This is a genomic window from Duganella sp. HH101 (assembly GCF_001758795.1).
Taxonomy (GTDB): Bacteria; Pseudomonadota; Gammaproteobacteria; order Burkholderiales; family Burkholderiaceae_D; genus Rugamonas; species Rugamonas rivuli.
In genome coordinates, this window is sequence record NZ_LRON01000025.1 from 74866 (window position 1) to 95937 (window position 21072).

General features: G+C 65.4%; 18 protein-coding genes and 1 pseudogene. 14 read left to right on the plus strand and 5 right to left on the minus strand.

Annotation, left to right across the window (positions count from 1 at the left end; genetic code table 11):
- Positions 1-78 precede the first annotated feature (78 nt).
- The 3 genes from DUGA2_RS27845 to DUGA2_RS27855 are packed head-to-tail and all read left to right on the plus strand — an operon-like array spanning position 79 to position 6717.
- A complete protein-coding gene (locus DUGA2_RS27845) occupies positions 79-2655 on the plus strand; it encodes an ATP-binding protein (protein ID WP_070272635.1) in 2577 nt (858 codons plus the stop codon).
- 55 nt (positions 2656-2710) lie between these two features.
- The gene (locus DUGA2_RS27850) at positions 2711-4915 is read left to right on the plus strand and encodes a GGDEF domain-containing response regulator (protein WP_070272636.1); all 2205 of its coding nucleotides are present in this window, start codon (positions 2711-2713) and stop codon (positions 4913-4915) included.
- 23 nt (positions 4916-4938) lie between these two features.
- Entirely contained in the window at positions 4939-6717 is a 1779-nt protein-coding gene (locus DUGA2_RS27855; RefSeq protein WP_070272637.1) for a DUF885 family protein, read from the plus strand.
- 39 nt (positions 6718-6756) lie between these two features.
- Here DUGA2_RS27855 and DUGA2_RS33215 read toward each other — a convergent pair whose 3' ends face one another.
- Positions 6757-7620, minus strand: coding sequence for an RICIN domain-containing protein (locus DUGA2_RS33215; protein WP_083296509.1), 864 nt, complete (start codon positions 7618-7620; stop codon positions 6757-6759).
- 87 nt (positions 7621-7707) lie between these two features.
- Complete coding sequence (locus tag DUGA2_RS27865) at positions 7708-9081, minus strand: reverse transcriptase family protein (protein WP_070272639.1); 1374 nt, start codon at positions 9079-9081, stop codon at positions 7708-7710.
- Positions 9082-9408: 327 nt separating this feature from the next.
- Between DUGA2_RS27865 and DUGA2_RS27870 the strand changes: the two genes are divergently transcribed.
- The gene (locus DUGA2_RS27870) at positions 9409-10698 is read left to right on the plus strand and encodes a DUF945 family protein (RefSeq protein WP_070272640.1); all 1290 of its coding nucleotides are present in this window, start codon (positions 9409-9411) and stop codon (positions 10696-10698) included.
- Between the two features lie 6 nt (positions 10699-10704).
- Here the strand turns inward: DUGA2_RS27870 and DUGA2_RS27875 are convergent, their stop codons facing one another.
- Positions 10705-11601, minus strand: a complete 897-nt coding sequence (locus DUGA2_RS27875; protein WP_070272641.1) for an NAD-dependent epimerase/dehydratase family protein — start codon at positions 11599-11601, stop codon at positions 10705-10707.
- A 115-nt stretch (positions 11602-11716) separates the two neighbouring features.
- Positions 11717-12406 carry a PEP-CTERM sorting domain-containing protein gene (locus tag DUGA2_RS27880; protein ID WP_070272642.1) on the minus strand — a complete coding sequence of 230 codons (690 nt, stop codon included), beginning with the start codon at positions 12404-12406 and terminating at the stop codon, positions 11717-11719.
- Between the two features lie 183 nt (positions 12407-12589).
- Here DUGA2_RS27880 and DUGA2_RS27885 point away from each other — a divergent pair, with 183 nt between their 5' ends.
- Genes DUGA2_RS27885 through DUGA2_RS27920 form a run of 8 tightly spaced genes read left to right on the plus strand, consistent with a single transcriptional unit; the run spans position 12590 to position 18212 of the window.
- Entirely contained in the window at positions 12590-13459 is an 870-nt protein-coding gene (locus DUGA2_RS27885) for an urease accessory protein UreD (RefSeq protein WP_070272643.1), read from the plus strand.
- An 8-nt stretch (positions 13460-13467) separates the two neighbouring features.
- The gene (locus DUGA2_RS27890) at positions 13468-13770 is read left to right on the plus strand and encodes an urease subunit gamma (protein ID WP_070272644.1); all 303 of its coding nucleotides are present in this window, start codon (positions 13468-13470) and stop codon (positions 13768-13770) included.
- 11 nt (positions 13771-13781) lie between these two features.
- Positions 13782-14108: an urease subunit beta gene (locus DUGA2_RS27895; protein WP_070272645.1), complete on the plus strand. Its 327-nt coding sequence runs from the start codon at positions 13782-13784 to the stop codon at positions 14106-14108.
- A gap of 1 nt (position 14109) precedes the next feature.
- Positions 14110-15810, plus strand: coding sequence for an urease subunit alpha (gene ureC, locus DUGA2_RS27900; protein ID WP_070272646.1), 1701 nt, complete (start codon positions 14110-14112; stop codon positions 15808-15810).
- 6 nt (positions 15811-15816) lie between these two features.
- Positions 15817-16320 (plus strand): urease accessory protein UreE, encoded by a 504-nt coding sequence (gene ureE, locus DUGA2_RS27905; RefSeq protein ID WP_070272647.1) that lies wholly within the window; start codon positions 15817-15819, stop codon positions 16318-16320.
- Entirely contained in the window at positions 16320-17000 is a 681-nt protein-coding gene (locus DUGA2_RS27910) for an urease accessory protein UreF (protein ID WP_070272662.1), read from the plus strand. Before ureE ends, DUGA2_RS27910 begins: the two co-directional genes overlap by 1 nt.
- Positions 17001-17013: 13 nt before the next feature.
- Positions 17014-17658, plus strand: coding sequence for an urease accessory protein UreG (gene ureG, locus DUGA2_RS27915; RefSeq protein WP_070272648.1), 645 nt, complete (start codon positions 17014-17016; stop codon positions 17656-17658).
- Positions 17655-18212: a HupE/UreJ family protein gene (locus DUGA2_RS27920; protein WP_070272649.1), complete on the plus strand. Its 558-nt coding sequence runs from the start codon at positions 17655-17657 to the stop codon at positions 18210-18212. Before ureG ends, DUGA2_RS27920 begins: the two co-directional genes overlap by 4 nt.
- A gap of 2 nt (positions 18213-18214) precedes the next feature.
- On the opposite strand, the gene DUGA2_RS27925 is transcribed toward DUGA2_RS27920, so the two are convergent.
- Positions 18215-18835 (minus strand): 1-acyl-sn-glycerol-3-phosphate acyltransferase, encoded by a 621-nt coding sequence (locus tag DUGA2_RS27925; RefSeq protein ID WP_070272650.1) that lies wholly within the window; start codon positions 18833-18835, stop codon positions 18215-18217.
- A 174-nt stretch (positions 18836-19009) separates the two neighbouring features.
- Here DUGA2_RS27925 and DUGA2_RS27930 point away from each other — a divergent pair, with 174 nt between their 5' ends.
- Together DUGA2_RS27930 and DUGA2_RS27935 are read left to right on the plus strand one after the other, a co-directional pair.
- Positions 19010-20383: a sigma-54 dependent transcriptional regulator gene (locus DUGA2_RS27930; RefSeq protein WP_070272651.1), complete on the plus strand. Its 1374-nt coding sequence runs from the start codon at positions 19010-19012 to the stop codon at positions 20381-20383.
- A gap of 251 nt (positions 20384-20634) precedes the next feature.
- Positions 20635-21072, plus strand: a pseudogene (locus DUGA2_RS27935) (hypothetical protein); the annotation flags it as partial.

Consider the following 21072-nt stretch of genomic DNA (forward strand, 5'->3'; position numbering starts at 1 on the left):
TGCATGGACTTCGGGTCGGTTTGAACCTATGATTTAAGTCGAAGGTATCCCGGACTAACCCTAAAGAATGGTTTTCAGATGTTGGAGCGCTTCGCCCGTCGTGCAGGAAGAGTATCGATAGCCGTGTTCGTCAGCGTGACGCTGACCGCGGTGGTGACGCTGGTATTGACTACTTTCGCCCTGTACTTCTACCAGGTCGAGCGCGCCCAGCGCTGGGAACAGCTGCACAAGACGCTGGCCAACAGCGCCGATGAGCTGGCCGCCGCGGTCGCGCTGCCGGCCTGGAACTTCGACGAAACCCAGATCGTCACCATCATGAAGAGCGGCTTGAGCAACCGCGACCTGTACGCCAGCGCCGTGGCGCCGGTGGCCAGCAACCATCCCTTCATCCTGACCCGCAACGACCAGGCGCAACTGGTCGCCACCACCCGCATGCCGGACGATCCCGAGCTGCTGTCGGTGCAGCGCGCCATCGTCGCCGGCGGCCAGAACATCGGCACCATCACCGTGTACGCCTCGCCGGCCGGCCTGATCGAGCAGCTGCGCCAGCGCCTGTACACCATCGCCGGCATGATCTTCGTGCTGGTGGTGACGCTGGTGGCCAGCTTGTACCTGCTGCTGTGGCAACTGATCCTCAAGCCGCTGACCACCATCGAACGCTACGCCGCCAACGTCAAGGCGGGCCAGAATCCGGGCGCCTTGCCGCCGCGCGACTGGTTCTTCGGCGAGCTGAAAACCCTGAACGCCTCGATCCGCGAGATGGTGCGCCTGATGGACAGCCGCTACGTCGCCATGCACGCCAGCGAGGAACGGCTGCAGATCGCGTCGAGCGCGGCGGCGATCGGCATCTGGGACTGGAACATCCCCAGCGACGAAGTGGTGTGGGACGAGCAGATGTACCGCCTGCACGGCATCGAGGGCCAGAAGGTGGAGCGGCCGTTCGAGCTGTGGCGCAGCATGATGCACCCGGACGACGCCATCCCCACCGAGGCGCTGCTGCGCCAGGCGCTCAACGGCCAGGCCGAATTCGACGTCGAGTTCCGCGTGGTGTGGGCCGACGGCTCGGTGCACTATATCAAGGGCGACGCCATGATCTTCCGCGACGCCGACGGCCATCCGGCGCGCATGGTCGGCGTCAACTACGACGTCACCGCCAGCCGCGTGGCCGAGCAGGAGCTGCGCCGCCACCGCATCCACCTGGAAGACCTGGTGGCCGAGCGCACCAATGCGCTGTCGGTCGCGGTGCTGCAGGCGCAGGCCGCCAACCAGGCCAAGAGCATCTTCCTGGCCAATATGAGCCACGAGCTGCGCACGCCGCTCAACTCCGTGATCGGCTTCTCGCGCCTGATGGCGGATTCCAAGAACATGCTGCCGGAAGAGAAGCGCAACCTGGCCATCATCCACCGCTCCGGCCAGCACCTGCTCACGCTGATCAACGACATCCTGGAACTGTCCAAGATCGAGGCCGGCCGCGCCGTGCTGCAAACCGAAGTGGTGGGCCTGGAGGACATGCTGCAGGAAGTGATGGATATGGTCAGCATGCGCGCCGGCCAGACCGGCGTGGAGCTGGAGTTGGACGCCGCCGGCCTGCCGCCCGGCGCCCGCGTGGACGGCACCAAGCTGCGCCAGGTGCTGCTCAACCTGATGTCGAACGCGGTCAAGTTCACGGTGCAGGGCAAGGTCACGCTGCGGGTGCGCGGCGCCATGCGCAATGCGCAGAACGGCGGCCGCTGCGAGCTGGAATTCGAAGTCATCGACAACGGCCCCGGCATCTCGCCGGCCGACCAGGCGCGTATTTTCGAGCCCTTCATCCAGGCCGAGGGACCGGGCGCGCATGAAGGCACGGGCCTGGGCCTGACCATCTCGCGCGAGTTCGTGCAGCTGATGGGCGGCGAGCTGACGGTGGAATCGGCGCCCGGCGCCGGCGCCACCTTCCGTTTCGCGATCTCGGTGCAGGTGGCCGACGGTGCGCCGGAAAACGGCGACGACGAAGTGGCCGCACTGGCCCCGCCGCAGCGCGGCCGCCGCATCCTGGTGGCCGACGACAACGCCGACGGCTGCGCGCTGCTGGAAAACCTGCTGCAGCCGCTGGGCTTCGAGGTGGCGGTGGTGGGCGACGGCGCCCAGGCGCTGGCGATGGTCGACGTCTGGCATCCCGACCTGGTGTTCATGGACTGGCGCATGCCGACGCTCGATGGCTTGAGCGCCACGCGCCAGATCCGCGCCAACGCCGCCGGCCCGCAGCCCAAGGTGGTGGTGCTGACGGCGTCCGCCTTCGCCGAGGAGCGGGAGGAGGCGCTGGGCGCGGGTGCCGATGAATTCATGCGCAAGCCGGTCGAACAGGACCAGTTGTACGCGGTGCTGGAGCAGCAGCTGGGCTTGCAGTTCCTGCGCCGCCATCACAGCCCCCGCCAGGCCTTGCCGTCTCCGCTCTCGCGCGATGACCTGGGCCTGCTGGAGCCGGCCCTGCGCCTGCAATTGAAGACCGCTTTGCAGGAACTGAACCTGGCGCGCGTGGCGCTGCTGCTGGCGCCATTGCCGCAGGAACTGGGGGAAGTGGTGGAGCGCATCGAGCACATGATACGGCTGCACCAGTACCCGCAGCTGTGCGCATTGCTGGACGAGGCGGGTAACGAACTGGAGGCGCAAGCCTGACGGGTATATCATAGTGGCAGTCAATGTGGCAGCAAACCAGGCGAGAGAGTTTTACATGCATCGGGATTTGTCGGAACAACACACCAAGGGCGAAGTGCTGATCGTGGAGGACACGCCGGCCTCGCTCAAACTGCTGAGCGACCTGCTGACCGAAGCGGGCTACTACGTGCGTCAGGCGCCGAACGGCGAACTGGCGCTGTGGACCGCGCAGTCACGCCCGCCGGAGCTGATCCTGCTCGACGTCCGCATGCCCGGCATCGACGGTTTCGAGGTGTGCCGCCGTCTGAAGGCTTCGCCGGAACTGAACCAGGTGCCGGTGATCTTCCTGTCGGCCCAGCATGACACCGACGACAAGGTGCGCGGCTTCGCGCTGGGCGCCGTCGACTTCATCGCCAAGCCTTTCCAGGCCGAGGAAATCCTGGCCCGCACCGACGCCCATGTGCGCCTGGGCCGCGCCCAGCAGGCGCTGGCCGCCGAGCGCGCGCTGCTGGAAGAGCGCGTGGTCGAGCGCACGACCGAACTGGCCGCGCTGGCCGCCTCGCTGGAAAAGGAGGTCGAGCAGCGCCGCGCCAACGAGGAATTCATGCGGCTCTCCAGCCAGGTGTTCGAAGCCACGCAGGACGCCATCGTCGTCACCGACCGCGATGCGCGCATCGTCGCCACCAATCCCGCCTTCACGCAGATCTCCGGCTACAGCGCGGAAGAAGTGGTGGGGCAGAGCGTGGCGCTGCTGCACGCCGGCGAACCGGACGCCAAATCCTTCGAATCGATGGCGCAGTCCATCGCCAAGACCGGCCACTGGTCGGGCGAGATACTCGCGCGCCGCAAGAACGGCGACACCTATCCGGGCCTGCTGAGCGCCTCGGTGGTGCGGGACGAGCAGGGCCACGTGATCAACCACGTGGCGGTGTTCATGGACCTCACCGAGCGCAAGGCCGAGCAGCACCTGATCGATTTCCTGTCCAACCACGATGCGCTGACCGGCCTGCCGAACCGCCTGCTGGCGCGCCAGCGCTTCGAACAGACGCTGGCCACGGCCAAGCGCGAGCACCGCTGCGTGGCCGTCATGTGCCTGGACCTGGACCGCTTCAAGAGCATCAACGACTCCTATGGCCACGACGTCGGCGACAAGGCCTTGCAGGTGGTGTCCAAGTTCCTCAACGAGACGGTGCGCGAAGGCGACACCGTGACCCGCCAGGGCGGCGACGAATTCCAGATCATCGTGTCGGACGACGCCCAGCTGGGCGCGACGATGGCGCTGGCGCAGAAGATCCTGGCCGGCCTGCGCAAGGAGCTGGTGATCGACGGCCAGCAGATCACCGTCACCTCCAGCATCGGCATCGCCGTCAGCCTGACCGACGGCGACAGCTTCGATGAGCTGGTGCGCAACGGCGACACGGCGCTGTTCCGCGCCAAGGAGATCGGCCGCGACAACTACGCCTTCTTCACCGAACGCATGGACGCGGAGATCCGCGACAAGCTGGCGATCCAGGGCCAGCTGCGCGGCGCCATCGCGCGCGACGAATTCGAAGTGCACTACCAGCCGCAGATGTGCCTGAAGACCGGCGCCATGGTGGGCGCGGAAGCGCTGCTGCGCTGGGATAACGCGGTGCTGGGCAAGGTGCCGCCCAACCGCTTCATCCCGCTGGCCGAGGAGTACGGGCTGGTGAACTCGATCGGCGAATGGGTGCTGGAGAGCGTGTGCGCGCAGATCAAGGTGTGGCACGACCAGGGCCTGGGCGACATCAAGGTGGCGGTCAATCTGGCCGCCGGCCAGTTCGCCAACGACGCCACGGTGCCGTATGTGGAAAGCACGCTGCGCAAGTTCGGCGTCGCGCCCGAGTACCTGGGCCTGGAGATCACCGAAGGCACGGTGATGGGCGATCCGAACAAGGCGGTGGCGGCGCTGCGCCGGCTGAAGGACATCGGCGTCAGCATCTCGCTGGATGACTTCGGCACCGGCTATTCCAGCCTCAGTTACCTGAAGCGCTTCCCGATCGACGTGCTGAAGATCGACAAGTCCTTCGTCGACGACGTCACCACCAGCGCCAACGACGCCGCCATCGCGCTGTCGGTGATCTCGCTGGCGCACAACCTGAATATGCGCGTGATCGCGGAGGGCGTCGAAACGCGCGAGCAGGTGCAGTTCCTGACCGAACGCGGTTGCGACGAGATGCAGGGCTACTTCTTCAGCCGTCCCGTCAACGCCGACGCCTTTACCGCGCTGCTGCGCGAACGCCGTAATCTGCTGGACATGTGATCAACCCTTCCCACTGGAGTGTTATGGAAAAGAAGTTCAGCGCCGCTATCGCCGGCGCATGGATGTTGTTAGCCGTCGCCACCGTGAATGCACAAGCCGCCGCGCCGGCCGTCAAGCCCGGTCCCGCCGACGCGCAGTTCAAAGCCATCTACACCCAGGAGTGGAAGTGGCGCATCAGCCAGAAACAGGAAGAAGAGGAAGATGACGACAACGGCGTCTCTTCGTCGCTGCCGCGCATCGACGCCGCCACCCAGAAGAGCCGCCTGGCGTACTGGCAGGGCGTGATGAAAAAGTTGAATGGCATTTCGCAGGACAAGCTGTCGGCGCCGGAGCGCATCAACTACCAGGTCTACAAGGCGCAGATCGCCGCGCTGATCGCCGGCCAGGTGTTCCGCGAGTATGAAAAGCCGCTGAACGCCGATTCGGCCTTCTGGTCCAACATGGCGTCGGGCGCGCGCAAGCCGCTGACCAACGAGAAGCAGTACCGCGACTACCTCAAGCAGCTGGCCGACACGCCGCGCTACTTCAACGAAGAGATGGACAATATGCGCGCCGGCGCGGCGCGCGGCTTCACGCCGCCGAAAGTCACGCTGATCGGCCGCGACGCTTCGATCACCTCCGTCACCGACGCCAAGACGCCGCAGGACACGGTGTTCTACCTGCCGTTCAAGGCCATGCCGGCGACGATGCCGGCGGCGCAGCAGGAAGCGCTGCGCGCCGAAGGCGTGAAGGCGATCCAGGCTTACATACTGCCGTCGTACCAGAAGCTGCTCAAGTTCATGCGCGAAGAGTATGTGCCGAAGGCCCGCGAGGAGCTGGCGGCCGAGAGCCTGCCGGACGGTAAAGCCTACTACCAGTCGAAGATCGTCGAGTTCACCACGACGGCGATGAGCGCGGACCAGATCCACAAGATCGGCCTGAGCGAAATGGCCAAGATCCGCGCCGAGATGCATGACGTGATCAAGCAGACCGGCTTCGAAGGCGACCTGCCGGCTTTCCTGCAGTTCCTGCGCACCGATTCGCGCTTCTACGCCAAGACGCCGGAAGAGCTGCTGATGCGCTCCGCCTGGGTGGCCAAGAAGTTCGACGCCAAGGTCGGCCAGTACTTCGGCTACCTGCCGCGCCGCCGCTTTGCCGTGATCCCGGTGCCGGACGACCAGGCGCCGTTCTACACTTCCGGCCGTGGCGGTCCCGGCGTCTACCTGGTCAACACCTACAACCTGCCGGCGCGCGCGTTGTACTCGATGCCGGCGCTGACGCTGCACGAATCGGCGCCGGGCCACGCCTTCCAGATGCCGGTGGCGATGGAGCAGAAGGGCCGTCCGCCTTTCCGCAACGCCTATATCTCGGCCTACGGCGAGGGCTGGGCGCTGTACTCGGAGCGCCTGGGCGTGGAGATGGGCATGTATGAAACGCCGTACGAGGTGTTCGGCATGTTGAGCTACCAGGCCTGGCGCGCGTCGCGCCTGGTGGTCGACACGGGCATCCACAGCAAGGGCTGGACCCGCAAGCAGGCGCAGGACTACCTGCACGACAACACCGCGCTGTCGGATCATGAGATCGAGACGGAGGTGGACCGCTACATCTCCTGGCCGGGGCAGGCGCTGTCCTACTACCTGGGTGAGATGAGCATCATCAACGCGCGCAAGAAGGCCGAGGCGGCGCTGGGCGCCAAGTTCGACATCCGCGCCTTCCACGACACCGTGCTGCAACTGGGCTCCGTGCCGCTGCCGGTGCTGGAGGCGCGCATCGACCTGTTCATCGCCGAAGGCGGCAAGAGCCCGTATCCTAACCTGGACTAGTTTTACAATTCAAAACGGCAGGGTGGGGCGGTATGCGCCTCAGCGCGCGGGTGTGACTTCCCACTTCTGCTGTTTTGAATTATTGCAGCTCCAGACCTGGACCTTTGCCCCGTTGTTGAAACGGTCTGGTGCATGAACATCGAGGCACTTCCCTCCATCGTTCCGTAGCGCCACCGGCTTGTCCAGCCTATCATCCGGCAATTTCTCCATATGCTGCTGGTGCCACCGCTGTTGCACCAGCTGGTTGCAATCCCACACCTGGATGGGCGTCCCGTCGTCTCCTGTCCTTGCCGCTTGCACATCGAGGCACTTGCCCGCGAGACTGATTATCGCGCCCACTTCTTTATCAAGCACCCATGTTTGCTGGGGAGAGCCGTTGCAGGTCCAGACCTGTACTCTTCCGCCATTCTTTGCCTGGTCCGGGGCATGGACGTCCAGGCACAGCTCGCTTTCCGCGCGAATATTCATCGGCTCAGGAGCATCGAGGCGAGGATGCCCGCAAGGCACGCCTCTCGTCCCGCAGGAAACGAACTTCTTCGAAATCCAAGGGCCGCATCTGGATGATGCCGCTGTTCGCTTTGTGCACGCCTGCATCGAGACTGTGTAAACGGCCCCCTTGACTCTGCCCCCTTTCCAGGTGTCGCTGCTTCTCGCAATCGACGCTTCGCGCTGAATGCTCCCACCGCCTCCTGCCCAGGCGATGTTGTAGTGAGTACGGTGGCAAGCCGGATCGCTCCCCGCCCACGTGACCGTGGCGCTGGTGCTGTCGGCCGAAACTCCCAGAATGCCGATCTCGTCAGGCACTTCGCAAATCGTGGCCTTAGCCGGATTTGCCGGCAGCAAGTTCGCAAGGAGGAGGAGGAGATGGAACCGTATTTTCGTTGGTGTCGAATTCGAGGTCATGGCAGTTCCTTTCGCAAGCCAGGGATAGATCAGGGGGCACGATGCCGCCCTAAACTATGGCACTGACCATCCTCGCTTTGCTTGTCTTTAGTCAGGCCATGCTACTGCCGCCAGCAGCCGTTGCAACTTGATGGCCCGGCTTGCGTTGACCATTTTCACATACGAAATCCTGCCCGCCAGGTAGGCGCGGAAGTCGGGATGGGCGTCGCGGTTCTGCGAAGCCGGCCCGTGCCGCACGCAGTTCGTCAGCGTGGCCTTGAGCCTGTCGTATTCATCGCGCGCGATGTTGGGATGCGCGTTGACGACAACGCCCGTCACCTGCTGGCGCGTCCCTTCGCGCATCAGCCGCGTCTTGCGGGTGTTGATGCGGAATCCTTCTTCAAGCGCAATCGCGGCGACCTGGATATGAAAGCGTTCGGCGGCGCGCGCAAAATCGCGGTCGCCGGAAAACGCCAGGTCGTCGGCATAGCGGCTGTACGACGCGCCCATCGCCAGCGCCAGCGCTTCGAGGCGCACGTCGAGGCGGTATGCGCATAGATTGGCCAGCGCCGGGGAACAGGGGGAGCCTTGCGGCAGGTGAGGGGACTTCAAGGCCTGGCGCTCCGCCCACGGGACCGAAGCGCCATCGCGGGTATCGCGAAAGACGCCATGCGGTGCGCGGTTGACGCACACGCGCGCCAGCGCTCCGGCGACCTTGTCCGGGTAGCCCAGCTTTTCGAACACCGCATGGATGCGCGACAGTGGAACGCTCGGGAAAAAATCCTTCAAATCCATGCGGATGACGACGCGCTGGCCTGCGTGCAGCGCAGCGTGCGTCAGGCAGGAATGGCCGCGCCTGAAACCGTGCGCGGCCGGATGCGGCGGCAGCAGATCCAGGATCTGGCGCAGTATCTTTTGCTGGATGCGGCGCAGCCGTTCTTTGGGAATCTCGATCAGGCGCAGGCCGCCGCTGCGCTTGGGCACCCAGCGATAGTGATAGTGCTGCAGGCGCGATTCCTTGTCCCCGGCAAGGCGCCATTGGTCGGCGAACCAGTCGAGCGCGCCGATAGGCTCATCCAGCCAGGCTGCAAGGTCGCCGACGGTGGGCAGCTCCGGCAGCGCGAGCGCGGCGAGCCAGGCATCCTTGGGCGGGCGGATAGGCGGATCGATGCAGTAGCGGCGTATTGGCGGCAGTTCCATCGGCTCCGGCGCTTCCTCGTCGCCATCGTCGACATCGTCGTTATCCTCGTTATCGTCGCCACCGTTGCTAAGCAGTTGCAGCAGGATGCCGGCGATCTCGTGCCGGCTGAAGTAGTAGAAGTTCTCGCCCGTCCGTTCAATGAGCGCTGCGCAGACCTCGGACGCCCATGGCGGCGGCGCACCGAAAACACGGCCGCATGCCGCGATCAGGCTGTCCAGGTTGCGCTCGGAAGCGAGCATCGTATCGGCCAGCGCCAACACGGTAAGTTTTTTGATGGTCATTCGTAGTGAAAAGGAGCGGAGAGCCTTCAACGAGTCTCGTGATGCGTGAGCAGTCTTGCGTGGAAACGCAACGCGGCTCATGCGGCGAAGTGCTGAACATTAAACATCCCACGGGGTAGCCCCGTAGAGGCTGTCCCTGCACGAGGCAAAGACAGGCCGGCTTGAAGGTTCCGCCCCGCCGACACGGTAGCGGAGTTTTAATTAAAAATCAACGGTGAACGCAAGCTAACCGATATGTCATTCTAAAGTGACAAAGCGCGTATATTTGGGCGAAACCCGGTGTGTACAATCGCGGCCCCACAATAACAACTTCCTCCGGGCAACACGTTGAAAATATCGATCACCGCAGCAACCATCGCCGGCGCCTTGCTGGTGCCTGCTTCCGTTTATGCCTCCGATCCTGTGTCGCTGGTCGCCAAATCCTCCCTCATGGAGACCGGCACTGCCGCCGCCGATGAAATGAACCGGGCGATGGGCGGCCAACGCGACGCCGTGAAGCGTATGGAGATCTACGCGAAGCACGAGTTCTCGCCGGCGCTGCGGCCCAAGCTGAAAGCGGTCTTCGGCAACGAGCGCCCGTTCCCGGTGGTGCGCAGCGCAGGTCCGAAGGGGCAGGTGATCTACACCTCGAAGCTGATGCCGCATGCATATCTCGACGAGAACGGCACGGCGTTCTCATGGTCCGAGCTCAATAGCCGATCCGTCGCCAACAAGGCTGGAACGACGCTCGATACGAAGATGTCCATGCCCTCGCTGTCCGTCGTCGGCACGGCCACCGCCGCCATGCTGGAAAACCTGAGCGGCGACTTCAAAGAGATGCGCGGCCCGGGCGGCATATGGTACGGCGACTTCAAAGCCAAACTCGGCTCGCTGGTGATACGCGAGGCGGACGCCGGCGGCGTGGATCTCAAGGAGAGGGTGCGGTTTGAAGATCTCGCGTGCTACACCGGCATCAACCGTCGCGGCAAGAAGGTCGATGTAGTGTACGCCTCCTCGATTCAATCCATCCGTTTCGGCGGCGAGCGTGTCGATCGCGCCAATCTGGCCATCCGCGTCGTCAACCTGCCGGCGCAGGCGATGGCGGACGTGGAGAAGGAGCTGGACAAAGTACAGCACAGTGGCCTGCCGGACGACGCGCAGTTGCTGGTGATGACGAAGTCGATGCTGGGCTTTGCCAAAAGCCTGCTGATAAAAGGCGTCAGCATCATGGTCGACGACATCAGCGCAAGCTATCGCGGCAATACGGCGTCGATCAAGGGGCGCATCGATTTCGACAAGCTGGTGCAGGCCGACCTGACGTCGCCGACGGAGTTTGCCAACAAGATTATCGCGCGCCTCGACGTGCGCGTACCGGTGGCGATGGTGAACGATGTATCGCGCGCGGTGGCGATCAGGCAGGTGGATGCGTCGGCGCCCAATGCGGCCGAGCAGGTCGAAACGGCGGCTAAAAATATGGCCGCCGTGGTGCTCGGCAAGCTGGTCAACGAGGGCTTTGTTCTGGTCGACAAAGGCGAACTTCGTTCGACGTTCGAACTCAAAAACGGCAAAGTCACCTTTAACGGCAAGAGCGCCGCCGTTCCCGGCGTGCCGGCGCCAGCCGCAGCGCCGGCCCCGTAGCAAGCCTCAGGCGCGCAGCATGTCGCCCGCGATCCAGTCCAGCACTGGCGGGCGATGCGGCGCCCAGCCCAGCTGCTGGCGTGCGCGCTCACCGCGCACGCGGCTGTTGGAGCCCAGTCCGTACGAGGCCATTTCATGGCCCCATTCTTCCCTGGCCTGCTCCAGCGGCCAGTCCTGCGGCTCGCCCAGTTTCAGCGCGTGGGCGATGGCCGCGCTCATGTCGCGGAACGAGGCCTCGCCGCTTTCGACGAAGTAGAACGCTCCCGCTTCGGTTTTTTCCAACGCCAGCAGGTACAGGTCGACCACGTCGTCGATGTGGACGTTGGACCAGATGTTCAAGCCGCGCCCCACATGGCGCACGATGCCGCTCTTGCGCGCCTGCTTGAGCAGGCGTGGCAGCTGCACGCTGTCGCGCGGCAGCGCGCCGTGGCCGTAGATCAGCGTATTGCACAGTACCGCCGAGCGCACGCCACGGCCGGCGGCGGCCAGCACCAGGTCGTCGATGGCGACGCGCGCGGCCTTGTCGGCGGTGGGGGCGGGGAGTTGGTCTTCGAGGTAGATGCGGTCGGTGCCTTCGCCGCCGGAGGCGTCGCCGACGATGCTGGAACCGCTGGTGTGCAGGAATACCTTGCCGGAGCCGGCCAGGGCGTCGATGAAGGCTTCGACGGCTGCGCGGTTGTCGCTGCTGGCGGCGTTGATGACGGCGTCGGCCGCCTGCGCTTGGGCGATCAGCAGGTCGCGATCGTTCAAGGTGCCGACCACGCCGGCCACGCCGATGCTGGCCAGCTCTGCCAGCTGTTCCGGCTTGCGCACCAGGCCCGTGACCTGATGGCCTGCGCGCACCAGTCCCGCTGCGATGGAACCGCCGATGAAGCCTGCTGCGCCGGTGACGAATATTTTCATACTGTTCTCACTTAATCAAATCGATAAGCAAACAGTATGGGGATGAACGCCGCGCGCAAAAAGGCCGCGCGGCGCAAAGTACTATTGATTACGGCGCAAGGATCAAGCTGAAGTCTTAGGCTTGGGCTTCGCGCTGCTTGCGCTTGGCGACCACGCCCAGCAGGGCCAGGCCGCCCAGCAGCATGGCGTAGGCATCGGCTTCCGGCACCGGTGCGGCGGCCACGGCGAAGGACAGGTTGTCCGCATAGCCGTCGTTGTAGGATCCGGCGTTGCGGGTCAGGTCCAGCGTGATGCCGACGTTGAGCGTGCCGACCGGGATATAGCCCTGGGCGTCGCGCAGCAGCAGGCCGGTGTGGTTGCCGCGGTCCGAGTTGGAGACCGGGCCCACGCTGGCGCTGGACAGCGCTACGCCGCCGGCGCCGTAGAAGGTCGCGGTCAGCTTGGCGTTGTCGTTCTGCGACTCGTAGCCGCCCAGCCAGGCCGACAGGTCGTAGCGCGAGGCGCCGGTGTTGATCGCCGCCGCCAGCGACGACAGGTCGATGGTCTGGCTGGCGGTCGACAGCGCCGCGTAGCCGCCGCCGAAGAAATAGGTGCCACGGTCGGCCGGGCCTGGATCGGCCGGGAAGGGGAAGCCGCCGGCGGCGCCGTACTGGACGACTTCGAACTGCGGCGTGGCGTTCCAGCCGGCGACGCCGTTTTCGGCATTGCCGTTAGCGATCAGATTGGAGCCGAAGGTGCCGGCCTGTGCGGCCGGAGCCAGTGCCAGGGCAACCGTCACGGCGGCTGCAAAAGAGGTGAATCGCATGGTGGTCCTTAAACGGGGATAAAAAGCGGTGCTTATTTTACAATCAAAATAGACAAAAGTAAAACCCGGCCGCAGGCCTGGCTGCACCGCCGTGGTGCGAAACGCTCGCTTTGGTGCGAAAAATGTCCTTACGCCGTCTGTAGTCCATGATTCCGCTGGCACGACGATTGCATTACGTTCGTCATGCCCGATACCACCGCATCCAGAGAACTCGCCGCCGGCCACAGCGCCTGGCAGGCCAGCCTCACCCTGGGCTTTGCCGACGACGCCGGCACCACGCGGCTGTTCGACAATCGCCACTACGGCCCGCTGCGCGTGCAGAAGGCGCTGTATCCCGAAGACCCCAAGGTGTGTCACGCCATCGTCGTCCATCCGCCCGGCGGCGTGGTCGGCGGCGACCAGCTGTCGATAGCGGTCGGCGTCGGCCCGCGCGCGCACGCTTTCATCGCCACGCCCGGCGCGGCCAAGTGGTACAAGGCCAATGGCAAGGTATCGCGCCAGTGCGTGCGCCTGAACGTGGGCGCGGACGCCGCACTCGAATGGCTGCCGCAGGAAACGATCTTTTTTGATACCGCTAACGTGGTGCTGGAGCAGCACGTCGAACTGGCCGCCGGCGCCACTTATCTGGGCTGCGAAATTCTCTGCATGGGCCGGCGCGGTTCCGGCGAAAGCTTCAACACCGGCACCGTGACCCAGCGCAGCAGCATCCGCCGCGACGGCAAGTTGATCTGGTGGGAGCAGGGCGCGATGCTGGGCGGACGGCTGGACAGCCCGCTGGCGCTGGACGGCAAGAGCGTCTGCGCCACGCTGGTCGCCGCCGGCAAGCCGCCGGCGGCCGCCGTGCTGGCCGCGCTGCTGGCCGACATCCGCGCCGATATTGCCGCCGACGGCGACCACCTGTTCGGCATCACCCACACCAAGGGCGTGCTGGTCGCACGCCACCTGGGCGACGACAGCGAAACCGCGCGCCGCCTGATGCTGATTGTATGGCGCCGTTTGCGCCCGCACCTGCTGGGCCGCGCGGCCGTCACGCCGCGCATCTGGCAAACCTGAGAACCACCATGGACCTGACACCAAGAGAAAAAGACAAGCTGCTGATCTTCACCGCCGGCATCGTGGCGGAGCGCCGCCTCGCGCGCGGCCTGAAGCTGAACTATCCGGAAGCGGTGGCGCTGATCACCTGCGCCATCATGGAAGGCGCGCGCGACGGCAAGACCGTGGCGCAGCTGATGTCCGACGGCACCCGCATCCTGAGCCGCGCCGATGTGATGGAAGGCATACCGGAGATGATCCCGGACATCCAGGTCGAAGCCACTTTCCCCGACGGCAGCAAGCTTGTTACCGTCCACAACCCCATCCCCTAAAGGAGGTCATCATGATCCCAGGTGAATATCTGCTCGAAGAGGGCGAGATCGGCCTCAATGAAGGCCGCGCCACCGCGACTGTCGTGGTGACGAACCAGGGCGACCGGCCGGTGCAGGTCGGATCGCATTTCCATTTTTTCGAAGTCAATACGGAGCTCAAGTTCGAGCGCTGGAAGGCTTACGGCATGCGCCTGAATATCGCCGCCGGCACCGCCGTGCGTTTCGAGCCGGGCCAGCAGCGCACGGTGGAACTGGTGAAGCTGGGCGGCGAGCAAAAGGTCTATGGCTTCAACGGCAAAGTCATGGGCAAGCTCGATCCGAATCCACCGAAGGGCTGACATGGCTACAATCTCGCGCCGCGCCTACTCCGAAATGTTCGGCCCCACCAAGGGCGACCGCATTCGCCTGGCCGATACCGAACTGTTTATCGAGATCGAACACGATTACGCCACCTACGGCGAGGAAGTCAAATTCGGCGGCGGCAAAGTGATCCGCGACGGCATGGGCCAGTCGCAGCGCGTGGCCGCCGACGTGATGGACACGGTGATCACCAACGCGGTGATCGTCGACCACTGGGGCATCGTCAAGGCGGACATCGGCCTGAAAAGCGGCATGATCGCCGCCATCGGCAAGGCCGGCAATCCGGATATCCAGCCGAATGTGACGATGGCCATCGGCGGCGCCACCGAGATCATCGCCGGCGAAGGCATGATCGTCACGGCCGGCGGCGTCGACACGCACATCCACTTCATCTGTCCGCAGCAGATCGAGGAAGCGCTGATGAGCGGCGTGACCACGATGATAGGCGGCGGCACCGGCCCGTCGGCGGGCACCTCGGCCACCACCTGCACGCCGGGGCCGTGGCACCTGCATGCGATGCTGGGCGCGGCCGACGCCTTCCCGATGAACCTGGGCTTTCTCGGCAAGGGCAATGTCTCGCTGCCGGAGCCGCTGGAAGAACAGGTGCGCGCCGGCGCGATAGGCCTCAAGCTGCACGAGGACTGGGGCAGCACGCCCGCCGCCATCGACAACTGCCTGTCCGTGGCCGACCGCATGGACGTGCAGGTCGCCATCCACAGCGACACCCTCAACGAAGGCGGCTACCTGGCCGACACGCTGGCCGCGTTCAAGGACCGCACCATCCACACCTTCCACACCGAGGGCGCGGGCGGCGGCCATGCGCCGGACATCATCGCGGCGGTGGGCGAAGCCAACGTGCTGCCGTCGTCGACCAATCCCACCCGGCCGTTTACCGTCAACACGCTGGACGAGCACCTGGACATGCTGATGGTCTGCCACCACCTCGATGCCGGCATCGCCGAGGACGTGGCATTCGCCGAATCGCGCATCCGCCGCGAGACCATCGCGGCCGAGGACATCCTGCACGACATCGGCGCGATCTCGATGATGTCGTCCGACTCGCAGGCCATGGGCCGGGTAGGCGAAGTGGTGATGCGCACCTGGCAGACCGCGCACAAGATGAAGGTGCAGCGCGGCCCGCTGGCGCCGGATTCGTCGCGCAACGATAACTTCCGCGTCAAGCGCTACATCGCCAAGTACACGATCAACCCGGCCATCACGCACGGCATCGCGCACGCGGTGGGTTCGCTGGAGGTGGGCAAGATCGCCGACCTGGTGCTGTGGAAGCCGGCCTTCTTCGGCGTCAAGCCGCAGACGATTTTAAAAGGCGGCATGATCGCCGCCGCGCAGATGGGCGACCCGAACGCCTCGATCCCGACGCCGCAGCCGGTGCACTACCGGATGATGTTCGGCGCCTTCGGCGGCGGCTTGAAGAAGTCGTTCACCTTTGTGTCGCAGGCGGCGTTCGACGCCGGCATCGGCGAGCAGCTGAAGTTGAACAAGACGCTGATCGTCGCGAAGAATATGCGCGCGCTGCGCAAGTCCGACATGATCCACAACGGCGCCACGCCGAAGATGAGTGTCGATTCCGAAACCTATGAAGTGCGCGCCGACGGCGAGCTGCTGGTCTGCGAAGCCGCAGCCACGCTGCCGATGGCGCAGCGCTATTTCCTGTTCTGAGAACTTATGCTGACACTGCACACCAAAATCCCAAGCGCGGACATCATTGCGGCCCAACTGGTGCTGCCCTACGAACTGCGCGAGAAGTGCCGCCTGCGGGCGACGCTCGACACCGGCGAGGACGTCGCCGTGTTCACCGTGCGCGGCACCGTGCTGCGCGACGGCGACCTGCTGACCGGCGAGGACAAGCGCGTGGTCAAGGTGGTGGCCGCACCGGAGCCGACCTACAAGATCACCTGCGCCGATGCGCACACCTTGCTGCGCTGCGCTTTCCACCTGGGGAACCGCCATACGCAGGCGCAGGTCGGCGACGGCTTCCTGCGCATCCGCGCGGATGCTGTGCTGAAGGAGATGCTGGCCGGGCTGGGGGCGACGGTGCTGGAGGAGCGGGCGGCGTTCGAGCCGGAGTCCGGCGCATACGGCGGCGGGCACTCGCACCATCACGACGGCAATCCGCTGGCGCCTATACCGCTGCGGCAGAAGATACACCGTCCCGGCGACACGGCATGATGCAAGCCGCAGCGCTGCTCAACCTCCTGCAATTCGCCAGTCCGGCCCTGCCGATCGGCGCGTACAGCTATTCGCAGGGGCTGGAGGCGGCGCTGGAATCGGGCAAGGTCCGCAACGCCGACACCGCGCGCGTCTGGATACTGCGCCATCTGCATGAAGTGGTGGCGCAATGGGAAGCGCCGGTGTGCTGGCGCCTGATGCAGGCGTGGTCGCGGCGCGACTGGCTCGCAGTCTCGGAGTGGAGCGAACGCTTCATCGCCTCGCGCGACAGCGCCGAGTTCCGCGCCGAGACCATCCAGATGGGCTACTCGCTGACCAAGCTGGTGGCGGAACTGGGCATCGTCGACGCCGAGATGCTGGCGCAGCTGCAGGGCGAACCGGAAGTCGCGCTGCCGACCGCCTTCGCCTGCGCCGTCGCCGCCCTGAACATCCCGCACGACGCCGCATTGCTGGCGATGCTGTTCGCGTGGGCCGAGAACCAGGTGCTGGTCTGCGTCAAATCCGTGCCGCTGGGGCAGGTGGCGGGCCAGCGCATCCTGCTGTCGCTGCGGGCCGACATCGAGGCCGCCGCCCGCCACGCGCAAACGGTGGGCGACGACGACATGTGCAACTGGGCGCCGGGCCTGTCGCTGCTGTCGATGCAGCACGAAGTGCAGTACAGCCGCTTATACCGATCTTAATGAGAGAACCACTATGACTCCAAATTCGAACCCCCTGCGCGTCGGCATCGGCGGCCCGGTAGGCTCCGGCAAGACCGCCTTGTGCGAGATGCTGTGCAAGGGCATGCGCGACCATTTCGACATGGCCGTCATCACCAACGACATCTACACCAAGGAAGACATGGAGATCCTGCTGCGCGCGGACGCGCTGCCGGCCGAGCGCCTGATGGGTGTGGAGACCGGCGGCTGCCCGCACACGGCGATCCGCGAAGACGCGTCGATTAACCTCGAAGCCATCGCCCGCATGCAGGCCGACTTCCCCAATCTTGATCTGATACTGGTCGAATCGGGCGGCGACAACCTGGCCGCCACCTTCAGCCCGGAGCTGTCGGACCTGACGATCTACGTGATCGACGTGGCCGGCGGCGAGAAGATTCCACGCAAGGGCGGCCCCGGCATCACCCGTTCCGATCTGCTCATCATCAACAAGACCGACCTGGCGCCGCACGTCGGCGCCGACCTCGATGTGATGGCGCGCGACGCCAAACAGCAGCGCGGTGCGCGGCCGTTCGTGTTCACCAATCTGCGCAGCGGCGACGGCGTGCAGGCCGTCATCGATTTCATCCGCGAACAAGGCCTGCTCGGCCAAACCCCACACTTTGCACAGGAGATCCAATGAAGAACAAACGCATCGCGGCGCTTGCCGCACTGGTACTGGTCAGCGCCGCCGCATCGGCCCACCCGCAGGCGGGCGGCGCGCACACGCATGGCTTCTTCGACGGGTTCGTCCATCCGTTCACCGGCCTGGATCATTTGCTGGCGATGCTGGCGGTGGGAATCTGGAGCGCGCGCCAGTCCGGCGCGCGATGGCTGCCCGCGACCTTCCTCGGCATGCTGCTGTTCGGCGTATTGACCGGAGTGGCCGGCCTGGCGATACCGGGGCTGGAGGCGGGCATCGCGCTGACGGTGGCCTTGATGGGCGTGTCGATCGCGGTGGCTGCGCGCCTGCCTGCGGCGATGGGAGCGGTGATGGTTGGCGCGTTCGCGCTCTTGCACGGCAACGCGCACGGCCACGAACTGCCGGAGGTGGCCAGCGCCATGGGCTTGCTGGCGGCTAGCGCGCTGCTGGTCTACGGGGGAAGGGTGCTGGGCCACGTGAGCCCGGCGCTGGCGCTGAAGGTATCAGGCGCCGCGATTGCCGCCGCCGGCGTGATGCTGGCGGCGACGGTCTGAGTTTAGCCGCGCGTTTCGGTGCGGCGCTCTTGCAGCACGATGGGTGCCGCGTTCTTCGGATACAGGCCCTGGTGGCCTTCGAAGCCGGCGCGGATGGCGGCCATATCGGCCTCCTGGTCGCCGGTCAGGAATACGTGGTCGACCAGGCCAAGCGTCTTGTTCGGATAGTCGATATACACCAGCACCAGCGGCACCTTGGCCTCCAGCGCCAGATGATAGAAGCCGCTCTTCCAGTTGGGGCGATAGCCGCGCGTGCCTTCGGGCGTGATGCCGACCCAGTACCAGTCGGCCGCGTTCATGCGCTGCGCCTGCAGCTTGATGGTGCCGCTCGGCGTGCCGCGCTCGACCGGCTCGCCGCCCAGCGCGCGGAACCATTTGCCCAGCACGGGCAGTTTGAACAGCGAATCCTTGGCCAGCCAGCGGAACGGCAGGTTCAGCGCCCATTTGCCGAACAGGCCGACCATGAAGTCCCAGTTGGACGTATGCGGATAGATCACGGCGATGCCGCGCGGGCCGGGCAATGGGCGATACAGCATGCGCCAGCCGAACAGGCCCAGTACCCGCAGGGCGGTGCGCTGGCCCCAGCTCGGCAAATCAGCCGGCTTCAGTTGAAAATCGCTCATGTACTTTATCCCGTCTTTGTTTTTAACTTATTTTCACTATTGACAGGCTGGCATACCCCTCGTCAAAAAAACTGCGCAGGCATTCTATATTGATGCCGAGGTCGCGGCAAGCTCCTTCTATTTTTACTGAAATTGAAAGCTTGAACTTTCCGCATGCTTTTTCGTCCAACCGTCATGACGAAAAAAACCATACTCTGCATAACAATCGGGAATCTCGCCATACCGGCAACGCTGAGCGCAGCAGTACAGGGATGGGACGTATGCAGTGCGGCGACGCTGGCCGAGGCCCGCCGCCAGTTGAAGGTGCGCCCGCTGCTGGTGGGCGTGCTGCTGGTGGAGGAGCATGACGAGCAGCTGTGCGCGGCGATGGACGGTTTCCTGCACGAGCACTGGGATATGCACTGGATCGCGCTGCTGCATCCGCCCGCGCTGGAGTCGGCGGCCTGGCGGCGGCTGGTGCATGACCACTGCCGCGACTTTCACACCTGGCCGCTGGACGTGCAACGCTTGCGCCACACGCTGGGCCACGCGCACGGCCTGGCGGCGCTGTACCGCGCGGCCGATGGTCGCGACCGCATCCAGCCCGTGCCGGCGTTGACGGGAGAGTCCTCCGCCATCGCCGGCCTGCGGCGGCAGATCGTCAAGGTGGCGGGCGCCAGTGCGCCGGTGCTGATCTGGGGCGAAAGCGGCAGCGGTAAGGAGCTCGTCGCGCAGGCCGTGCACGCCCATTCGCCGCGCCGCGCCGGCCCGTTCGTGCCGATCAACTGCGGGGCGATTCCGGCCGCGCTGATCCAGTCCGAACTGTTCGGTTACGAGCGCGGCGCCTTTACCGGCGCGGCGCGCGAGAAGCGCGGGCTGATCGAGGCGGCGCAGGGCGGCTCCATCTTCCTGGACGAAATCGGCGACCTGCCGATGGAGCTGCAAGCCAACCTGCTGCGCTTCCTGCAGGAGAAGACCATCTACCGCCTGGGTTCCACCCACAGCATCGCGGTCGACGTGCGGGTGATCGCGGCGTCGCACGTCAACCTGGCGCAGGCGGTGGCGCGCGGCGCCTTCCGCGAAGACCTGTACTACCGGCTCAATGTGCTGGCGCTGGATGTGCCGCCGCTGCGCGAGCGCAAGGAAGACCTGCTGCCGCTGGCCGAACATTTTTTCCGTACTTATTCCAGCGAGCGGGCGCCGCGCGTCAAGGGCTTCAGCGGCCGCGCGGCGCAGGCGATCCGCGACTACGACTGGCCCGGCAATGTGCGCGAGCTGCTCAACCGCGTGCGGCGCGCGATGGTGATGGCCGAGGGGCGGCTGATCCTGCCGCAGGATCTGGGGCTGAGCACGGACCAGGCGGCGCGCGAAACGGCGCCGCTGGACGACGCCCGCATCCGCGCCGAGCGCGACGCCATCGACGCCAGCCTGCAGCGGGCCGGACGCAACATCACGCTGGCCGCGCGCGATCTTGGTGTATCGCGCATGACGCTGTACCGGCTGCTGGCCAAGCACGGCATACCGGCGCCGTCGCGTGTTTGTTACACCGCCGGCTCGCCGTCGAAATAGCGGCGCTTCGCTGTGGCGATGAACTGAACGCAGCTGCGGCGCTGTCACAGCGGTGTGACGCTCAGCGCCGGAACGTGGGCGGCAGCGTCCGCGCCGCACCGGCGGCGCTGGCGAATTCTCCAGCGATATCAACGGTTTGCGCGAACGGCGCAGGTGGTGGCATCAAGTTTGCGAAAGGACGGTGAGCCGGGAGATCGGTCCCCTGGCACCCATTCGATTAACCGTACACTTTGTTTAGGTAGGGAGCAGCTATGAAAAAAACTTTGATCAGCGCAGCCATCGCGCTGGCGTTCGGCGCCAGTGCGGCGTACGCGCAAACCACTACGCCGCCGACGACGGCGCAGTCGGGCGCGGGCGCGCATGCCAACGATTCGTCGTTGGCGTTGCAGGACAGCAGCAACAAGAACAACAATAACAACAGCACCGGCGGCACGGCGGCCAGCGCGATCGGCGCCGCGGCGGCCAACAACGGCGGCACAGCCACATCCTCGCTCACCAACGCGTACAACACGTCGACGGCCACCGCCACCAGCGCGCTGACCGGCACCGTCACCGGCAATACCGTGCATGACATCGGCAACCGCGCCGACAACAGCGGCAGCAGCACGGGCGGCGCCGGCGCCGGCGGCACCGGCGGCGCGGCCACTGCGGGCGCGGCCACCGGCACCGGCGGCTATGGCGGCGCCGGC

Bases quoted from the DNA above. Each gene is read 5' to 3' on its own strand.
- DUGA2_RS27845 (WP_070272635.1), top strand. From the start codon at position 79: ATGTTGGAGCGCTTCGCCCGTCGTGCAGGAAGAGTATCGATAGCCGTG.
- DUGA2_RS27850 (WP_070272636.1), top strand. From the start codon at position 2,711: ATGCATCGGGATTTGTCGGAACAACACACCAAGGGCGAAGTGCTGATC.
- DUGA2_RS27855 (WP_070272637.1), top strand. From the start codon at position 4,939: ATGGAAAAGAAGTTCAGCGCCGCTATCGCCGGCGCATGGATGTTGTTA.
- DUGA2_RS33215 (WP_083296509.1), bottom strand. From the start codon at position 7,620: ATGACCTCGAATTCGACACCAACGAAAATACGGTTCCATCTCCTCCTC.
- DUGA2_RS27865 (WP_070272639.1), bottom strand. From the start codon at position 9,081: ATGACCATCAAAAAACTTACCGTGTTGGCGCTGGCCGATACGATGCTC.
- DUGA2_RS27875 (WP_070272641.1), bottom strand. From the start codon at position 11,601: ATGAAAATATTCGTCACCGGCGCAGCAGGCTTCATCGGCGGTTCCATC.
- DUGA2_RS27880 (WP_070272642.1), bottom strand. From the start codon at position 12,406: ATGCGATTCACCTCTTTTGCAGCCGCCGTGACGGTTGCCCTGGCACTG.
- DUGA2_RS27885 (WP_070272643.1), top strand. From the start codon at position 12,590: ATGCCCGATACCACCGCATCCAGAGAACTCGCCGCCGGCCACAGCGCC.
- DUGA2_RS27890 (WP_070272644.1), top strand. From the start codon at position 13,468: ATGGACCTGACACCAAGAGAAAAAGACAAGCTGCTGATCTTCACCGCC.
- DUGA2_RS27895 (WP_070272645.1), top strand. From the start codon at position 13,782: ATGATCCCAGGTGAATATCTGCTCGAAGAGGGCGAGATCGGCCTCAAT.
- ureC (WP_070272646.1), top strand. From the start codon at position 14,110: ATGGCTACAATCTCGCGCCGCGCCTACTCCGAAATGTTCGGCCCCACC.
- ureE (WP_070272647.1), top strand. From the start codon at position 15,817: ATGCTGACACTGCACACCAAAATCCCAAGCGCGGACATCATTGCGGCC.
- DUGA2_RS27910 (WP_070272662.1), top strand. From the start codon at position 16,320: ATGCAAGCCGCAGCGCTGCTCAACCTCCTGCAATTCGCCAGTCCGGCC.
- ureG (WP_070272648.1), top strand. From the start codon at position 17,014: ATGACTCCAAATTCGAACCCCCTGCGCGTCGGCATCGGCGGCCCGGTA.
- DUGA2_RS27920 (WP_070272649.1), top strand. From the start codon at position 17,655: ATGAAGAACAAACGCATCGCGGCGCTTGCCGCACTGGTACTGGTCAGC.
- DUGA2_RS27925 (WP_070272650.1), bottom strand. From the start codon at position 18,835: ATGAGCGATTTTCAACTGAAGCCGGCTGATTTGCCGAGCTGGGGCCAG.
- DUGA2_RS27930 (WP_070272651.1), top strand. From the start codon at position 19,010: ATGACGAAAAAAACCATACTCTGCATAACAATCGGGAATCTCGCCATA.